The organism is Rhodopirellula sp. UBA1907 (assembly GCF_002337565.1).
In the GTDB taxonomy this organism is placed as follows: Bacteria; Planctomycetota; Planctomycetia; order Pirellulales; family Pirellulaceae; genus Rhodopirellula; species Rhodopirellula europaea.
This window is the reverse complement of sequence record NZ_DDGH01000023.1, coordinates 32834-49692: the sequence shown is the minus strand read 5'-3', so window position 1 is coordinate 49692 and position 16859 is coordinate 32834. Positions and strand designations below refer to the sequence as shown.

Below are 16859 nucleotides of genomic sequence, written 5' to 3'. Positions count from 1 at the left end.
AGCAACGCCAATCCGGCCGCGACAAACCAAATCGCCGATTTGTTGCGTTTGCCAGGCCGATTTCCCATCCGCCGCGAGCCAGCGAACTCGGGCATCGTGATTTCGCGACCGCATACGACACAGTCGCCCGTGCGACCGCTGTATTCATCTTCCACCTCGGTTTGCGATTGGCAGTGTGGGCAAGTGAACAGAAACGTCATACGATCCTTTCCATCAAATCAGTGATGCACCGCGTGTGCGTCCAGCCACCAATTTAGCCCATCTCGTCACGACCTGGATCACGAACCGGCCCATGAAAATTGTTTTGCAACGCAGCCGACAAGCCAGCGTTTCTGTGGATGGCAAAATTGTTGGTCAGATCGAGCGAGGATTGGTGGCTTTGATTGGCATCGGTCACGAAGACTCGGAAGCAACTGCATCCGCCTTGGCCGACAAGACCGCTGGACTTCGGATCTTCGCGGACGAAAACGGCAAGATGAATCGCAATGTAATCGATGTCGGCGGCGACGTGCTCGCGATCAGCCAGTTCACGTTGTTGGCCGATTGCCGGAAAGGACGCCGTCCCGCGTTCACCGACGCCGCGCCACCGGATCGTGCGAACGAGCTTTACGAGCACTATGTCAGTGAACTTCGCAAAACGGGATTGTCGGTCCCATGCGGAATCTTCGCCGCTGACATGGCGGTGTCGCTGACAAACGATGGTCCGGTCACCATCATCTTGGAACTGTGACGCACGTGTAGAGGTGAGAGGCGATTATCGCTGGGGCAGGGCAGGGGGCCAATTCGGTCGGGCAACTCGCTGGCCCATTCCCGGCTGAACCGCGCCGGGCTGCGTCGCGCCAGGTTGAGCCTGTGACGGCCAACCAAAGTTGGAAGGCGACTCCTGCGGTGATGTCACTCGCGGCTGCCACTGTGGCGGCTCACGAGATTCCCACGGTGCGAACAACGACGGATTGGTGTAGTCCGGATTGATCTCATCCTGACTGGGAACCGCATAGCGATCGCGATCCATTCGCACACGCTGGCGAAGCCGGTCCAAAATTTCGTGATCGCCCCAGGCCAAATACGTGAACAGCCCGAGCTGGCCCCAAACAAATATGTTGGCCAGCGGACTGCTACCAAAGAACTTCAATGCCGTTCCGAATGATTTCTTCACTCGCATCGACCCACGGCTGAAATCCAAGGACCAAATCTCATCCAAGATCAAATGGGTCAAGAAACCGACCAGCACCGCGCAGGATTTGTAGACCCGAACCGCTTCGCTGGCGCATGGCATCGCCATGTATGCGATCAGTCCCGCGACAAGCGCCGCCGGGATGCTGTGCCACATGCCTCGGTGAACCGTGAACTTGCGGAATCCCTCCACGGCAACAAATCGAATCGCGATGTAAACGATCATCGCCGCCAGCGCCATCGCTTCGTGTGACAGCCCCAAGTCTCGCCAACGATCGATCATCAGCATCGGTACGACCGCCGCCAAAAACAGACTCGTTTCGCGAAGCGGCACGCCAGAATCGCTGTCCAAATCCGGCAGCATCCCCGAAACGCTGCACAGCCCACCGGCCAGCAGCGCACTCTCCATCGACATGCCTTGGTCGAACACGCCCCAATATCCATAGGCGCATCCGACAACGGTGCTCGTCGAGATATGGGTTTTGAAGCCAGCCAATGAAACGCGAACGGAAAGGAGACGACGGGCGGGGAAGGGCGGTCCGACAAAATTTTCCGGGACACAAACCGCCAAGCCACAAGGGCCCCAAAACTATGAGGGCGGAGCAGGGCGGTCGCGCACCGAGAACCATTGGCGTTACCAAATTCAGGCCCCCGCCCGCCACCGGAAATTTTTGATCCGCCAATCGAGCCCCTGCCCCAGACGAGGCCCCATCACCGGATCACCTGCCACCGGCCCACCGGCCCACCGGCTCCCAAAAAAATTGCTGTTCGCCCTGCCCCTTCCACTTTGCTACAAGCGTCAAAACGGTCCGAATCCGTTGCAGCGGTGAAATTGCGCTCATGCAGACTTACGACATTCTGATGACGGTCATCCTGGTCGGCGCAACCTTGTTGGGCGCGATTCGCGGATTTGCATGGCAACTCGCCTCGATCGCTTCCATCGTTGTCAGTTATTGCGTCGCGTACCACTATCGCGAACCATTCAGTCAGAACATTCATGCTGCGCCGCCTTGGAATCAATTCCTGGCAATGTTCATCCTGTTCATCGGCACGTCGTTCGTCATCTGGGTCGCGCTGCGAATGGTCAGCGGGATGATCGACCGAATGCGACTAAAAGAATTCGACCGCCAAATCGGAGCTCTGTTTGGACTCGCCAAAGGAGCACTCTTGTGCACGATCATCACGCTCTTCGCGGTCACGCTTTTTGGTGAACGAACTCAGCGAGCGATCGTCGCCAGCGAGAGCGGCCGCCTGATCGCTCGAGTCCTCGCCGAGTCCAATTCGATCATGCCACCAGAACTGGACACCGTCGTTCGCCCGTATCTGGATCAGTTCAGCGACGAAGAACTGGGCGAGCCATCGGGCTCGGAAGGATCCTGGCTCTCGCAATCTCAGGTCGCACCGAACGTCGATCCAAATTGGTCGCGTTCGAACGTTCAACCGGCGAACAATTTCGCGCCGCAAAACGGCTTTCAACAAGCCCAAAATGCCGCGCGATCACAGCCGCCATTTGGTGGCTTTGGCGGAAGCCCAACACCGACGTCCAACCCAGATTTCAACTCCGCCGCGGGCTCACAACAGCAGGCTCCGACATGGCGTCAATCCGCGACGCCGCAGTGGCAAACGCCGCGTCGCTGACCGCCCGCTGATCTTCCGCTTGGCGACGACCGAGCGTCAGTGAAACGATCGCGATCTCGGATTCGCGAAGACGGCGAACGATCGGGGCGGGGCATCCTTCAGATCACCAGCACCCAGCGATCCCGAGCGTCACGAAACCAAAGCCCAGAGCAGAAAACGCCTGAAACACGTGTTTTACGCACCTCGAATACAACATAAGGGGCATTATCGGACGTTGCGGGGCGGTCGAAATCCGCCCTGATTCGCCGTGCGGATCCCATTTGCCAGCCCTCCGTACGGCGAGACCGGGCGGCTCGCGCCGCTCCGCTGAGAGACGCGACGACTCTTCAGCGTCGGCCTCAGCTCTCTTCCAAGAAGACGCCGAGCCGGCGGAATTTTTCGTAGCGTTGCTCGAGCATCTGATCGACCGGCATCTCTTCCAATTCAGACAGCTGCCGCGACAGATAAGTCTTCATCCGAGTCGCCATTTGATGGTGGTCACGATGAGCGCCACCGAGCGGTTCTTCGAGCACATCATCGACGACGCCGAGACGCAACAAATGGTCGCTCGTGAACCGAAGCGCGGCGGCCGCTTTGGGCGCGTGTTCGTGACTCTTCCACAGAATGCCGGCACAGCCTTCCGGGCTGATGACGCTGTAGTAAGCGTGCTGCAAAACCGCGACTCGATCGCCAACTCCGATCCCAAGAGCACCACCGGATCCGCCTTCGCCAATCACGACGCAGATGACCGGCGTTTTCAGATCACTCATCATGAACATGCTTTCGGCGATCACTTGCGCCTGGCCACGTTCCTCGGCACCGATCCCTGGATACGCTCCCGGCGTGTCAATGAAACAAATGACCGGCAAGCGATATTTCTCGGCCATTTTCATTTTCACCATGGCCTTGCGATAACCTTCCGGATGAGCGCAACCAAAGTGACAAGCCGCACGTTCCTTGTAGGTCCTACCTTTTTGGTGACCGATCACCATGACCTTGAATCGATCCAGTTTCGCGAAGCCCGACAGCATCGCGCGGTCGTCGCCAAAGTGCTTGTCACCGTGCAATTCGACAAATTCGTCAAACGCTAAGTTGAGGTAATCACGCGTGTAAGGACGGTTTTTATGACGAGCCACTTGGACCGTTTGCCAAGGGTCCAACGATGAGTACGTCTCTTTCAATTTGGCAACACGCGCCAAACGCAACGATCGAATCGCTGAGTCAATTTCTTCACTGCGATCAGTGTTCCGTTCCAGCGAAGCGATTTGCTCCTCCAGATCCGCGATCTCATTTTCGAATTCTAATCCGGGTCCGGCCATCGCTTAATTTTCCTCTTCTTCGTCGCTGGTAGGTTCGGGGCGTTTGATCATGTCCTCAGGCGACTTCATGGAGGTGTCATCATCAAAGATGGTCACTTCAGGCCGACGAGGACGTTTCCGCCAAACTTCGATGTTGCGGAAGACTTTCAAGAACTCCCAAACCGATGGCGGCCGGGCGTCGGGCGACTTCGCCATCATGCTTTTGACCAAGTCCGCAAAATCCTTGGTCACGTTGTCGTTGTGGACGATCGGACTTGGGATCGATGCCGACAAGTGTTTCGACAGCAGATCATTGGGAGTCTGTCCGGTGTACGGTGGCTTGCCTGTGCAGGCTTCGAACAGCACGCAACCGAACGAATAAATGTCACTGCGTTCGTCGCAAAGCTTCCCGCGAATTTGCTCGGGAGCCATGTAGCTGCGTGTGCCCTGGATGTTCTTTGCCTTGTAGAACATCTTGCTCAAACCGGTTCGCTTCGGTTCGGTGATTGTGAAGTCAATCAGCTTGGTCTCGCCGGTATGAGAAACCAGATAATTGTCTGGTTTGATATCGCGGTGGATCCAATTCTTCGTGTGCATGTAATAGAGGCCCTCGGCGGCTTGCTCGACGATTTTGTCGAGCATGTAGGCCAGCGATTCCGGGCCCTTGCGAAGCGCCTGCTTCATGTTCATTTCGCTGAACAGTTCCAACACCAAAAACGGGCGGCCGTTTTCGACGCGGTGATCGATCATCTTGATAATCCGAGGACTGTTTAGCCCCTTGCCAACGTTGTACTCGTGTTTCAGCGATGCCAGCTCAGCTTTGTCGTTCGACATCGACTGCCGCAGAATCTTTAGCGCGTATCGCTTTTGATCCCCTTCATCAATCGCTTCCCAAACTTCGGCGGTCGATCCAATACGGATCAGACGAGCGAGTCGGTAAGGACCTAGAAAGTCGCGTGATTTAGACATCGAGCGGCTGGGGCTTTGTCGGAAACGGGACGATCGAGTTGAACGATCAAAACGATTTTGTGGCCTCGCATGATAGTCCAACCGCCCCCACAGCCGAAAGACGTGTGCCCGGCACCGCAAATCGCTTGGCGGGAGGCGGGATACCGCCATGGAAATCGGCGTTTCAACTCGCCACCACCCTGCCCTCCCCTCGGTTCACCAACCCAGCGTCGAATGCGGGACCGCTCGAGGCAAAGCCCCACTCAGTGGGCAGAGATCAGATCTGCATACAGCTCGCGGATCCGTCGAGTCATCGTTTCGTGACGGAACAGGTCGGTGAATCGAGATTGCCCTTCCCGGCCCATTCGCTGGCGAAGCTCTTGATCGCCAACCAAACGGATCATTCGGTCCGCCAAATCAGCGACCTGCCCTGCCCCAACCAAATACCCCGTTTGGTCATCGATTACGACTTCTCGAGCTCCATCGATGTCATAGCTGATCGCCGGCCGCCCAGCGATCAATGCCTGAGGCAACGCTCGAGCCAATCCTTCTCGGTAGGACGCGTGAACCAGGATGTCCATCGCACCAATCATGGCGGGAACCTCTGTCGGAGGAACCAAACCGGTGAAGATGAAGTGTTCCTTCAATCCCAGCGATTCGATTTGCTGTTCCAGCTCCGCTCTCAGGATTCCGTCTCCGACCAACAGAAACCGAACGTTGGGATGTCGATCCGCAACCAACTTGGCTGCAGGAACCAAGTCAGCGTGACCTTTCAAATGAAACAGTCGAGCAATCTTGCCCACCACAACATGCTCGTCTCGCAGACCGTACTTTTGTCGAACGGCCTCGCGGTGATCCACCGCATGAACGAATGGGTCGACATTCATTCCGCTGTGAATCGTCACGAACTTTTCGCGAGGTGCGACGCCCGCATCCACCATCAGATCCGTCATCGCGTCGGCAACGGAAATCAGCTTGTGGCAACGCGAAGCGGCCCATCGTTCGCAACGGACAAAGAAGTCATGAGCCATTTTGGATTGGTACTCATGAAACGGCGCACCGTGAACCGTGTGGACGACAACGGGACGTTTGCCAGTGGAGGTTCGCTTCAGCCCCCATCCCACATGCCGGCCTAGCAGCCCACCTTTTGCGCTGTGGGTGTGAACGACATCCGGATCAAAGTCCAGCAGAGTCCGCCGCAGATCACGGGAGGCATTCCAGTCATGAACCGGATGGATTGCCCGGCGCAGCGAATCAATCAACTCGATTGGCAGTCCGTCCAGATCGAACCGCCCTGCCCTGCCCTTCGCTTCGTTCGCCGAATCATCAACGACATTTTCGTTGGTGCGAACACGTTTGGAGAGCAAGTCTCCTTCCGGTCCAACAGCGGGCCCGGTAACGAGCAAGACCTCGTCCCCATGAAGGTGAACGAGGTCCTGGCAGTTGTGCAGCGTGTTTTCTTGCGCACCGCCAATGATCATTCGAGTGATCACATGGGCGATACGCATGAAAGGTCTTAAGCCCCGAACTCGAGGCGACGAACGCCGAGTTGCTGTTGCAAACGATTGACGATAGCGGTGTGCATTTGGCTGACGCGAGATTCTGACAGGTCCAACGTGGCCCCGATCTCTTTCATCGTCAGTTCTTCGTAGTAGTACAGAATGATGATCAGACGCTCGTTGCGGTTCAACCCTTTGGTGACCAAACGCATCAGATCGTTTTTCTGGACGCGACGAGTGGGGTCTTCACCCTTCTTGTCTTCCAGGATATCGATCTCACGGACGTCTTTGTAGCTGTCCGTTTCGTACCACTTCTTGTTTAGCGAGACGACGCCGACGGCGTTGGCTTCGCTCTGCATCTTTTCCACTTCTTTGATGTCGATCTCCATGTGAGCCGACAATTCTTGGACGGTTGGTGCACGACCAAAGCGGGCTTCCAAGGTCTTCGTCGCGGTGGCCAGCTTGCTGGCTTTGCTTCGAACCAGACGTGGCACCCAGTCCATTTTGCGAAGCTCATCGAGCATTGCCCCACGAATACGTGGCACGCAGAACGTTTCGAACTTCACGCCGCGTTCAGTGTCGTAGGCGTCGATGGCGTCCATCAGGCCGAACATGCCGGCACTGATCAAGTCATCCAGCTCCACTCCGTCGGGCAGACGTTGCCAAATGCGTTCGCCGTTGTAGCGAACCAATTGCATGTAACGTTCGACCAACTGATTCCGCAGCGGCTCGTAATCAGGCGCATCTTTCGTGGTGGATTTGAAAGAAGTCCATACCTTCAAGATCGGGTCGTCAGCAGTTGCGGTAGCCGGCATAGAATCCTCCGTGATGATCACTGATTGCTAACTTCATGTCCGCATCGGAAATCCGCTGCGTGTCCGTCACTAGCAATGAAATAAGTCTTGGTGTGTTTGAACGTGCGAGTCAATCAGCATCCGTGCCGTCAACAGTCCGCCGTCACTTGGTTTGGTTTTCGGTTTCTTCTGATGCCGTTTCGGCGACACCTTCCTGAAACCACTTCACTCGTTTGCGATACAAGTCTTCCACTCCGTCTCGGATCAACTGATCCGCAATGGCACCTGCCAAACCTCCGATGCCCATGAAAACGATCAGAGTCCCGATCGCTTCCGAAGCAACCTCTCCGGCCATCTCTCCATGCCAGATTCCGCGAAGGACAACCAGTCCCATGGCGAATGATCCAAGCGATAGAGCCAATGATCGGGTCACGTCACCGTCCAAACAGTGGAGGCAGGCCAGAAAATAAAAACGGGCCGAATTCTTCTATCCCAAACTCGTTAAACGGACACTTCAAAAAAAGTCTCAAGTGACTTTCGTCGATCACGTGCCGTCGCAGTTCAGAGTATCGGTCAGCTTCCCGTTGATACTTCAGTCAAACTTTTCGAAATTAGGCCGCCTCGCCGTAGTGCAAAGATTCGTACCCGTCCATTGTTTCAAATCCCATCTCCCCCAATCCAGCCGTAGGCATGTGCGGCAACAATTGTGCCACCAAACCCGAAGCGTCAGCCACGGCGATGTCATCGGGGACTTGCTGACCATTGGTCAGATAGCTCAGCGGCGGCGCGACGATGCGATCACGCCCCGTCAACGCAGCCAACACAGATGCCATACAAGGTGTCTCATCAAGCTTGGTCAGCGTGACCGCGTTGGCTCGCACCGGGGCGAAACCTTCTAACGTCGTTCGAATGTTTTCACCCGAACTGGTCGCACTGAGAACCAAGTGTGTTTCGTCTGGATGCGCCGCTCGCAGAAATTCAGAGAGCTGCTCGATGCGGGCATCACTTCGCGGGCTGCGGCCGGCGGTGTCGATCAAAACCAGATCGACATCCCCCAGTGCACTCAGCGCCGTTTCCATCTGTTCGGGTTTTTCAACGACTTGCATGGGCAAGTCCATGATCTCGGCGTAAGCCTTCAACTGCTGGACCGCCGCGATTCGGTAAGTGTCAATCGTTAGCAAACCAACCCGCCGACGAGCTTCGATGCGGAAACCTGCCGCTAGCTTGGCTACCGTGGTGGTCTTGCCAACGCCTGTCGGTCCAACCAACGCGACCACATGACGGTCGCCAGGCTGAGTTCGAATCGGTCCACACAGGTTCAGCTCTCGTGCGACTGCTCGTTGCAGATGTTCCATCCAACGTTGGTCCGACTGCACCGCAGATTCAGAATTCGCGATTCCCGCTGCGAAGCTGGACGCCGAAGCCATCCATCTGCGAGCGGTGGCTTCTTCCACTCCGGCTTGAAGCAACCGCAACGAAAGCGAATCCGCAGGACTCAGCTCACCAGATACGTAACCCGCACTATAGAAACCGCCCTGCCCCGCCCCATGGCTTGCGTTTGCCGAACCAGGATTCCCGGTGCCTGACGATAGTTGGTGTGACGGGTCATAGTTGTGATACGCCGCGTCAACAGGATTCTGCCCCGAGGAAACGGGTACTCCGCCGGGATTGATTGTGCCTGCGTTGAGATTAGGTATCCCCGTCGGCGACGTGCCATAACCGGAGGATGCCGCCACGGAATTGACCGATCGGACATCAGCGGGCTGTAGCGGTTCGTCCGCGTAGTTTGCTGGAACGCGACTGCTGGAAGCATCGTGCGAAGTTCCATCCGCAGGACCACTGTGCAATCCCGCAGTGACTTCCACATGAGTCCGGCCAAGCCAGCCCATCCAGCCATTGCGGACCTGCCGCGTATGAAGCACGGAAGCTTCCGGGCCCATTTGATCTCGGATGTCTGCAAGGGCTGCTTGCAGATTCGCTGCTCGAAAAGTTCGGATATGCATCAATCACTCACCACGCCGTGTGACTGGATTTTTGTGTCTTGTGTGATCTCGTTGTACGACAACACACGAACGCGGGGCATCGATCCTGCGATGATCTGGCGAAGGCCCGGACGAATCCGAGGACTGACCAAAATGATCGGGGTATGTCCCAACGTGATTAGTTTCTTAACGGCTTGGGAGATTTTGTCGCAAGTCGAGTCCACTGCTTGAGGACTCATCCGAACAAAAAGTCCTCGCTCGGTATGTTCGATTCCTGCCGCAATGCGGTCTTCCATCGCGGGATCGAGCGCCACGACGTGCAATTGGCCCAATTCGTCGCGGTAGCGTGTGCTGATCGTTCTCGCCAAACGGTGACGAACATATTCGCTGAGCCAAATCGGATCCTTCGTCCGCCCCGCATGATCGCCCAGAGTCTCCAAGATGATGGCCAATTGTCGGATCGGCACATCCTCGCGAAGCAACGTCTGCAGGACTTGTTGGACATCGCTGATCTTCAGCATGCCTGGAATCAATTCCTCCACGACCGCAGGGGCTGCATCTTTCAATTCGTCGATCAAATGCTTCGTTGCATCGCGGGTCAACAACTCGTCCGCATGACGGCGAGCCAACTCTTGCAAGTGAGTTGCCAAGACCGCACCGGGCTCGACCGTTGTGTAACCATAAATCGCAGCTTGTTCACGGCGGATCGGATCGATCCAAACCGCTGGTTCGCCAAAGGTTGGATCTTTCGTCGGTTCGCCATCGATCACACCCGTCGTGTGTCCGCTGTCGATTGCCAACAAGCGATCCGGCAGGACACGTTGTTTGGTCAGTGGGTTTCCGGCAATCCGGATTTCGTATTCGTAATCGTGCAGATTCATGTCGTCGCGAATCCGCACCTTGGGCAGCACCACACCGATGTCGCCCGCGATTGAATGCCGGACACCCGTGATCCGCTGCATCAGATCGCCGCCACGGTTCGGGTCAGCCAACGACAACAATCCCAGACCGATGGCCAATTCCATCGGGTCCACGTTCAAGTAATCCTCGACCCGCTTTTCGGCCGGTGCGGACGCGGCTGCCTGTTCGGCCTCTTCGGCGTCCAACTCGTCCTGTTCGTCTTGTTTGTTTTGCCGGTTCATGACCACAGCCAAACCGATGCAACTGGCTCCCAATGTCGCCATCGGCAGTGCCGGCAAGCTGGTCAAAATCAACAACGACAGAAAGCCACCGGCAACAGCGAGTGCTTTTGGATTGCTGAACAACTGCTGCAAGAACTGCTCAGGCAAACTGGCTTTGCGAGCACTTCGGGTGACCAACAAACCCGCGGCCAACGAGATCAACAGCGCGGGCACCTGACTGACCAAACCGTCGCCGATGGTCAGTTTGGTAAACAGTTCCGCGGCTTCGGAAACGGTCATTCCGTACCGCATGACACCGATGTACAGACCACCGGCCACGTTGACCAACGTGATCACGATGCCAGCAATGGCATCCCCGCGAACAAACTTACTGGCACCATCCATCGCCCCGTAAAAGTCAGCTTGGTTGGCGATCTCTTCGCGGCGACGTTGTGCTTCCTTTTCGTCAATCAACCCTGCGTTCATATCGGCATCGATCGCCATTTGGCGACCTGGCATCCCGTCCAACGCGAATCGTGCGGCAACTTCACTGATCCGCGTCGCACCCTTGGTGATCACGATGAACTGAATCAACACGATGATCACAAAGATAATGATCCCGATTTCGATCCTGTCCCCGGCGACAAACTCACCGAAACCTTGGATCACACCGCCAGCGGCACCGCCACTGCCGGACTCGGTACTGGTCAAAATCAATCGCGTCGTGGCGACGTTCAGCACCAAACGGGCGAGCGTCGTGGCCAACAACAACGAAGGAAAAATGCTGAAATCAAGCGGAGTGGAGACGTACACCGTCGTCAGCAACACGATCACACCCACGGTGATGTTGGTTGCCAACAACAAGTCCATCAGGAACGGCGGCAGCGGCACGAGAATCACCACCAAACACATGATGATGCCAATCGGCAACACCAAATCTCGGTAGCGCATCAATAACTGCATCGCCGGTCGTTCCTTCGGGCTCGAGCGTACTCATCTCATGGCAGCACCTTCCCAGTGCTCCCCAAACCCGACGGTATCAAAACTTTTTTTTCGTCGAAAGTGAAGAATCCGACTCAAGTTAGGAGGATGATCGACCGAAAAGACGGCGACATCTCCACCTCACGGGCTTTCACACGAGAAGGCCGAACCAGACCGGATTCAGGCGTTCACCTGCAAACCAGAAAACGCCTTTTGCAGTCCGAGTTTGCCAATTTCGGCTTGGATCGCTTTTGCGTCAGCGTTTTCGAGCGTCAACGAGATCTCATCGGCCAACAACTGAGCAAACAAAGACCGAGCGATCGGCAACTGCCGCTTCACCTCGGAGGCGGACACGCTGCGTTCGGCCAACTCAGCGACCCGACCGGCAATCACCTCGGACGATTCACCGGAATGGTCCGCAACCATTCGCATCACGTCGTGAACCAAGTCGTTGACTGGCTCGATAGCGACCACACCAGCATCTTCCGCATCGACGTCACCTGATTCAATTCGGTGAGCCCGCGTTCTTTCACGATGCTGCTCACGCTCGAGAGCCCGCCAAGTCCTCTGCAACAATCCTTCTCGCCAATAACTGAGCCACTTGCGTGATTCTGTTTTCGCGGAATCTAGATCCAATTCACGCGGAGTGACCGACTCGCCTGCCTTTTTCGCCTTGGCCTCGATCTCGGTTACCCGAGCTTTCGCGGCCGAGCGGAGCCCGAGAATCAAAAAGTCCCGCAATCGTCCCTTCGCGTGCCCGGAATACCCAGCTTTGACCAAATGCGAAATCAGAATTGCCAACGCCCGATCCGCATCCGATTCACTGCCCAATACATCCGTCAGCAACCGACGCATTGGCGGCAAGTAACGCAGCACAAACCCAGCGGCACTGCCCGCTCCGGTCCATGTCTGTCGAGATCGGCTGAGCCGCACCTCCGATGAGCCGGTCAGAGATGATGCTGCCAGATCGCCCGCATTCGCTGACTTCGATTGCTCTTCGCGAGCCGAAGCATCAGCATCGGTCGAAGTGTTGGGATGGGAAACGGCCGGAGGATTCATCCCCGTATTCTAACTCAGTCCTGTCGTCAGGTAGACGTGTAGCTTCCCGAAACCCCGCATCTTGTTGCTAAATTCGGCTATCAAAGACATTCCCACTTTTGGATAACGGCTTCCGCTCAATCCGTTTTCCAACGAACCGCCAAACCGGGGGCCAATTCAGGCGAACGGTCTCGGGAGTTGAATCGAGTGGGATCCCCCAACCATCCTTCCTGCGACAACACCAGCGTGACGACACCGGGAGATGATCGCAGAAAATCATCCAATGCTCTGGAAACAAAGCGGATTTCATCGGGCTGATCCTTCAGACCTTCCCCCGAATTATCGAACTTCAATTCCCCGAGCGGGACCAAATCGCCCACACCATTCGCGACGGGGCTGGCCTCAAACGAGAGAGCCCCGTCTCCGGTTTCGCTCCAATCCAGTGGGCCGATGCCACCGGAAGTCGCCAAATTCGATGGCCAACCGTGGACCAAAATCCGGCCCGCACCGGGGTGCGAATTCGGAGCCAGGCTCAGCAACAAAGCGGAACGATCGATTCGCTGCAGAACGGAGCTCGCCAGATCATCCCCGGTCCCAGACGGCGGAGCCAACTGCGTCAGATCAAACCTCAGAAAAGCGATCGCCAACACATCTTTGCCGTTCGCTCCATCTCGATGAGCAACGACGGCGGGCTGCTTTCCAAAGTCTTCCTTGCTTCCTTTGCGAACATGGGTGTCCGCACCTTTTCCGGCACGCGTTCGAATGGTTTCAAAACCCAACAAATCGCCGGACTGCAAATTTTCGGTGACTTCGAATTGAGATGTCATCGAGTCAACGTGTGCCCCCGCCGGCGATTGCAGTTCGAAGATCACATCAAAGCGTTCCTGGGCCAAGTTGCTGGTCAAGAACTGAACCTCAATCGATTGGGTCTCACCCGGAGCCGGCAACTGCCTTGGCGAAAAGGATCGGGGAAACGCGGGAGCCTTGCGTTTGAGCTGCCCCTCTTGTTGCAGATAGGTCGTGATGCGAGCAACTTGCCCCGCTCGCGAATAGCGAATTCGCGGATCGTTTTCACGCGAGTCGGCTTGGTTGGTCAACTGCAACCGAAACCTGGCCATTTCGCCAACGGGAATCTCGGGATCAGCGATGACCTTCCCAGTTAACTGCAACGCTCCCAGTTCAGCAGCCAGTACCGAGGGTGCAGCGTCAGCCGTCGAAGCCGACTTCACTGATTCCATCGGCGTGCTCTTCGAAGTTTCGTCGCGTAGCACCCACCACGCTCCACCGGCAATCAGGGCGGCAACAGCCAACCCAGCGACGACAAACAATGCTTTGTTTCTTCCATCGCTGGTCGTCTTCGTCGTCGCAGTCGGTTGAGAGCCCACTGCCGCCGACGAACCGTTGCCCGAAGTCGGATCGACTTCGATCGTCAACCCAGCTTGTTTGGATTGTTGAAGCTGCTCCGACACTGCCATCAGTGCTTTGCGAAAGTGCCCCGCCGTTTCGTATCGTTGGCCGGGTTCCTTGGACAACAACCTCATGATCAATCGTTCGAGCGGTTCGGGCACATCGACTGGTTCACCGTTTTGCTTTCGCTGGGACAGAGTCAACGGTTCACGGCAGAGAATGTTGACGAGTTGTGAGGGTGTACTTGAAGCCAGCAACGGAACCTTCCCCGCACACATCTCATACATCACGACACCGAGCGAATAGAGATCGGTGCGTTCATCGACCGTCTCGTTGCGAGCTTGTTCGGGCGACAAATAACCCGGTGTGCCGACGACGCTGTCACCGCGAGCCAAACCTTGCACCGCTGATCCAGCGACCGCCAAACCAAAGTCCAAAATCTTGACTCGTTCGGTCGGTGATTGAATCCACAAGTTCGCCGGTTTGATGTCTCGGTGAATGATCCCTCGATCGTGGGCGGCTTCTAAACCCAAGGCGACTTGATCTGCGATCGCGATCACTTCCTCCGAGCTGAATTGGCGACCGGATTGCAGCAGCTCCTCCAACGTTCCTCCCTGCAACAACTCCATCGCCAAGAAAGGTGTGCCATTGCGTTGACCAACCTCGAACAGAGTCGCGACGTTGTCATGATGAACCGCGGCCATCGAGCGAGCTTCCTCGACAATCCGCTTGCGACTGTTCGGCGATTTCGCGAATCGCTCGTTCATCACCTTGAGAGCCACGGTGCGTTGCAACCGAGTGTCTTGCGCTCGGTAGACATGCCCCATGCCGCCCTGGCCCAGCAATTCGATCACGCGATACGGCCCCAGTCGGCCCAATTCGCCAGCTGATTCTGGGGGATCCAGAAACTCAGGGGGTGAATCAGGTGCGGGCGGTGAATCGGTCATGAGATGCCGGGTTGCGATGGGAATCCAATGCATTCCACCTGTCGTCGATGCGTTTGACCGGCTGGCAGGCCGCCCCGCCCGACTCGTTCGGCGAAATCCAACCCTGCAGGGTAAACACTGGCCCATCGCCCAACAACTCTTCCACCACGGAAATCTGTCCCCATGGAATCCATTCCGGGTCTTGATACGATTGGCCGCTGGATTGGGCGAAGACCACCGCCCTGCCCTGAACATCTGCCCGCTCTGAACATCTAATCGCCTTCTACCCGCGACGAGCCCGTGTCACGAACCGCTATCCATGATCTCGCCGACGGAATGACGTTGGCCCAGCCGTTCCAAGCTGCTGACAAACAGCTGCGAGTCAATCGTCAGGGTGGCAAGTACATCCTGCTGAAGTTATCCGACCGATCCGGCACGATCGTCGGAATGATGTGGAACGCGGACGAAACCACCTTCGACACGTTCGACCGCGGGGACTACATCCACTGCACCGGCCGCACCCAAATCCACAACGGATCGCTGCAAGTCATTCTGACCGAGATCCAACGCATGGATCCCGCGGAAGTGGACCAAAGTGATTTTGACCGGTTCGACGCCACCCAAGCCGACAATAACTTCACGCGTCTGAGAGAATTGTTGGCCACGATCTCCCAGCCCGCCCTGCATGCGTTGGCTCAGTCTTACCTGAACGACGAATCATTCGTTCAATCGTTTCGACAAGCCGCCGCAGCGGTCTCCAACCATCACGCTTATCCAGGCGGACTGCTCGAACACACCGTCAACATGATGGAACTGGTCCGACTGATCTCACCGCGATATGCCAAGGTCGACACGGACCTGTTGTTGATGGGAGCCTTCCTGCACGACCTGGGGAAGATCGACGAACTGCGTGCCAGCGGCGAGATCAGCTACACCGATCGGGGGCAACTCGTTGGACACATCGTCATCGGCGTCCAACGCTTGGGCGAAAAGATCGCGGAAACCGAAGCCACCACCGGCCAAAAGTTTTCCACCGGACTGCGGCATCAATTGGAACACTTGATCGTCAGTCACCACGGCGTGCTGGAATACGGCAGTCCCAAGATTCCGGTCACGCTCGAAGCGGTTGCACTGCATCACATCGACAACCTCGATGCCAAGCTTGCCTCGTACTCTTCGATCATTGATTCCGACATCGCCGCGGATGGCAACTGGACCAACTACACCCCATCGATCGGACGCAAACTCTGGAAGGGCGACTCGTGAATTCGACCTCACAACCTCAATCCAATTCCACCTCGCAAGACGCTGGCAAAGCGGTTGTGTTGCTGTCCGGTGGACTGGACAGCGCCACCTGCGTCGCCATCGCCCGCGACAAAGGATTCGAAGTCCACGCGATCAGTTTTCGGTACGGGCAACGTCATGACGGCGAACTGGACCGTGCGGCGAAGCAAGCCAGTTTGATGGGTGTGGTGTCACACCGCGTGATCGACATCGACTTGGCTCAGCTTGGCGGATCCGCCCTGGTGGACTCGTCCATCGCCGTCCCCAAATCGGATCACGTTGACAAAATCGCGGGCGACATTCCGGTGACCTACGTCCCAGCACGCAATACAATCTTTCTGTCCTACGCCTTAGCGGTTGCCGAGACGTTGGGCTCACGAGACATCTTCATCGGTGTCAACGCGCTCGACTACAGCGGCTACCCGGATTGCCGTCCAGAGTTCATTGACGCATTTCAAACGATGGCACGCTTGGCCACCAAAGCAGGTGTGGAAGACGCGCACTCGCTCACCATTCACACGCCTCTGTTGCACTGGACGAAAGCCGAGATCATCCAGCGCGGCATCGAGCTCGGAGTGGACTACTCCCAAACGCTGTCCTGTTACGATCCACAAGGCAGCAGCGACGAAATGCGTCCCTGCGGCCAATGCGACGCGTGCCTGCTGAGAGCGAAAGGTTTCGCAGAAAACGAAATCGCTGATCCCGCCACCGGCTGAGACAACGATCCGTTTGACGTGGGCTTGGTTGCGATGAGGCTTGGCAGTTAAAGCCTGCCCGACGGAACAGTTGAG

Annotated in this window: 14 protein-coding genes and 1 pseudogene; 4 read left to right on the top strand and 11 right to left on the bottom strand. The window is 56.7% G+C overall.

Annotated elements, in window-relative coordinates:
• Positions 1-200 (bottom strand): annotated as a pseudogene (locus tag B2R17_RS05280) (hypothetical protein); the annotation flags it as partial.
• 92 nt (positions 201-292) lie between these two features.
• Between B2R17_RS05280 and dtd the strand changes: the two are divergent.
• Positions 293-730 carry a D-aminoacyl-tRNA deacylase gene (dtd, locus tag B2R17_RS05275; protein ID WP_286763141.1) on the top strand — a complete coding sequence of 146 codons (438 nt, stop codon included), beginning with the start codon at positions 293-295 and terminating at the stop codon, positions 728-730.
• A 24-nt stretch (positions 731-754) separates the two neighbouring features.
• On the opposite strand, the gene B2R17_RS05270 is transcribed toward dtd, so the two are convergent.
• Positions 755-1603 carry a metal-dependent hydrolase gene (locus tag B2R17_RS05270; protein ID WP_236615591.1) on the bottom strand — a complete coding sequence of 283 codons (849 nt, stop codon included), beginning with the start codon at positions 1601-1603 and terminating at the stop codon, positions 755-757.
• Between the two features lie 410 nt (positions 1604-2013).
• Here B2R17_RS05270 and B2R17_RS05265 point away from each other — a divergent pair, with 410 nt between their 5' ends.
• Positions 2014-2811 carry a CvpA family protein gene (locus tag B2R17_RS05265; RefSeq protein ID WP_286763140.1) on the top strand — a complete coding sequence of 266 codons (798 nt, stop codon included), beginning with the start codon at positions 2014-2016 and terminating at the stop codon, positions 2809-2811.
• 338 nt (positions 2812-3149) lie between these two features.
• Here B2R17_RS05265 and B2R17_RS05260 read toward each other — a convergent pair whose 3' ends face one another.
• The 9 genes from B2R17_RS05260 to B2R17_RS05220 all read right to left on the bottom strand — a co-directional run bounded on the left by B2R17_RS05260 (position 3150) and on the right by B2R17_RS05220 (position 14838).
• Complete coding sequence (locus tag B2R17_RS05260; protein WP_007326483.1) at positions 3150-4109, bottom strand: acetyl-CoA carboxylase carboxyltransferase subunit alpha; 960 nt, start codon at positions 4107-4109, stop codon at positions 3150-3152.
• A gap of 3 nt (positions 4110-4112) precedes the next feature.
• Positions 4113-5057: a serine/threonine-protein kinase gene (locus B2R17_RS05255; protein ID WP_286763139.1), complete on the bottom strand. Its 945-nt coding sequence runs from the start codon at positions 5055-5057 to the stop codon at positions 4113-4115.
• A gap of 242 nt (positions 5058-5299) precedes the next feature.
• Positions 5300-6544, bottom strand: a complete 1245-nt coding sequence (locus B2R17_RS05250; RefSeq protein WP_286763138.1) for a glycosyltransferase family 4 protein — start codon at positions 6542-6544, stop codon at positions 5300-5302.
• 8 nt (positions 6545-6552) lie between these two features.
• A complete protein-coding gene (locus B2R17_RS05245) occupies positions 6553-7371 on the bottom strand; it encodes a FliA/WhiG family RNA polymerase sigma factor (protein WP_008658619.1) in 819 nt (272 codons plus the stop codon).
• Between the two features lie 121 nt (positions 7372-7492).
• Positions 7493-7723 carry a hypothetical protein gene (locus B2R17_RS05240; protein ID WP_286763137.1) on the bottom strand — a complete coding sequence of 77 codons (231 nt, stop codon included), beginning with the start codon at positions 7721-7723 and terminating at the stop codon, positions 7493-7495.
• 217 nt (positions 7724-7940) lie between these two features.
• The gene (gene flhF, locus B2R17_RS05235) at positions 7941-9332 is read right to left on the bottom strand and encodes a flagellar biosynthesis protein FlhF (RefSeq protein WP_286763136.1); all 1392 of its coding nucleotides are present in this window, start codon (positions 9330-9332) and stop codon (positions 7941-7943) included.
• The gene (flhA, locus tag B2R17_RS05230) at positions 9332-11383 is read right to left on the bottom strand and encodes a flagellar biosynthesis protein FlhA (protein ID WP_008658626.1); all 2052 of its coding nucleotides are present in this window, start codon (positions 11381-11383) and stop codon (positions 9332-9334) included. The genes flhF and flhA overlap by 1 nt, the downstream gene beginning before the upstream one ends.
• A gap of 210 nt (positions 11384-11593) precedes the next feature.
• On the bottom strand, positions 11594-12472 hold the full coding sequence (locus tag B2R17_RS05225; RefSeq protein WP_286763135.1) for a hypothetical protein: 879 nt from the start codon (positions 12470-12472) through the stop codon (positions 11594-11596).
• Positions 12473-12588: 116 nt separating this feature from the next.
• A complete protein-coding gene (locus B2R17_RS05220; protein ID WP_286763134.1) occupies positions 12589-14838 on the bottom strand; it encodes a serine/threonine-protein kinase in 2250 nt (749 codons plus the stop codon).
• A gap of 246 nt (positions 14839-15084) precedes the next feature.
• Between B2R17_RS05220 and B2R17_RS05215 the strand changes: the two genes are divergently transcribed.
• Together B2R17_RS05215 and queC are read left to right on the top strand one after the other, a co-directional pair.
• The gene (locus tag B2R17_RS05215) at positions 15085-16050 is read left to right on the top strand and encodes a 3'-5' exoribonuclease YhaM family protein (protein WP_008658633.1); all 966 of its coding nucleotides are present in this window, start codon (positions 15085-15087) and stop codon (positions 16048-16050) included.
• A complete protein-coding gene (queC, locus tag B2R17_RS05210; protein ID WP_286763133.1) occupies positions 16047-16784 on the top strand; it encodes a 7-cyano-7-deazaguanine synthase QueC in 738 nt (245 codons plus the stop codon). Before B2R17_RS05215 ends, queC begins: the two co-directional genes overlap by 4 nt.
• Positions 16785-16859 lie beyond the last annotated feature (75 nt).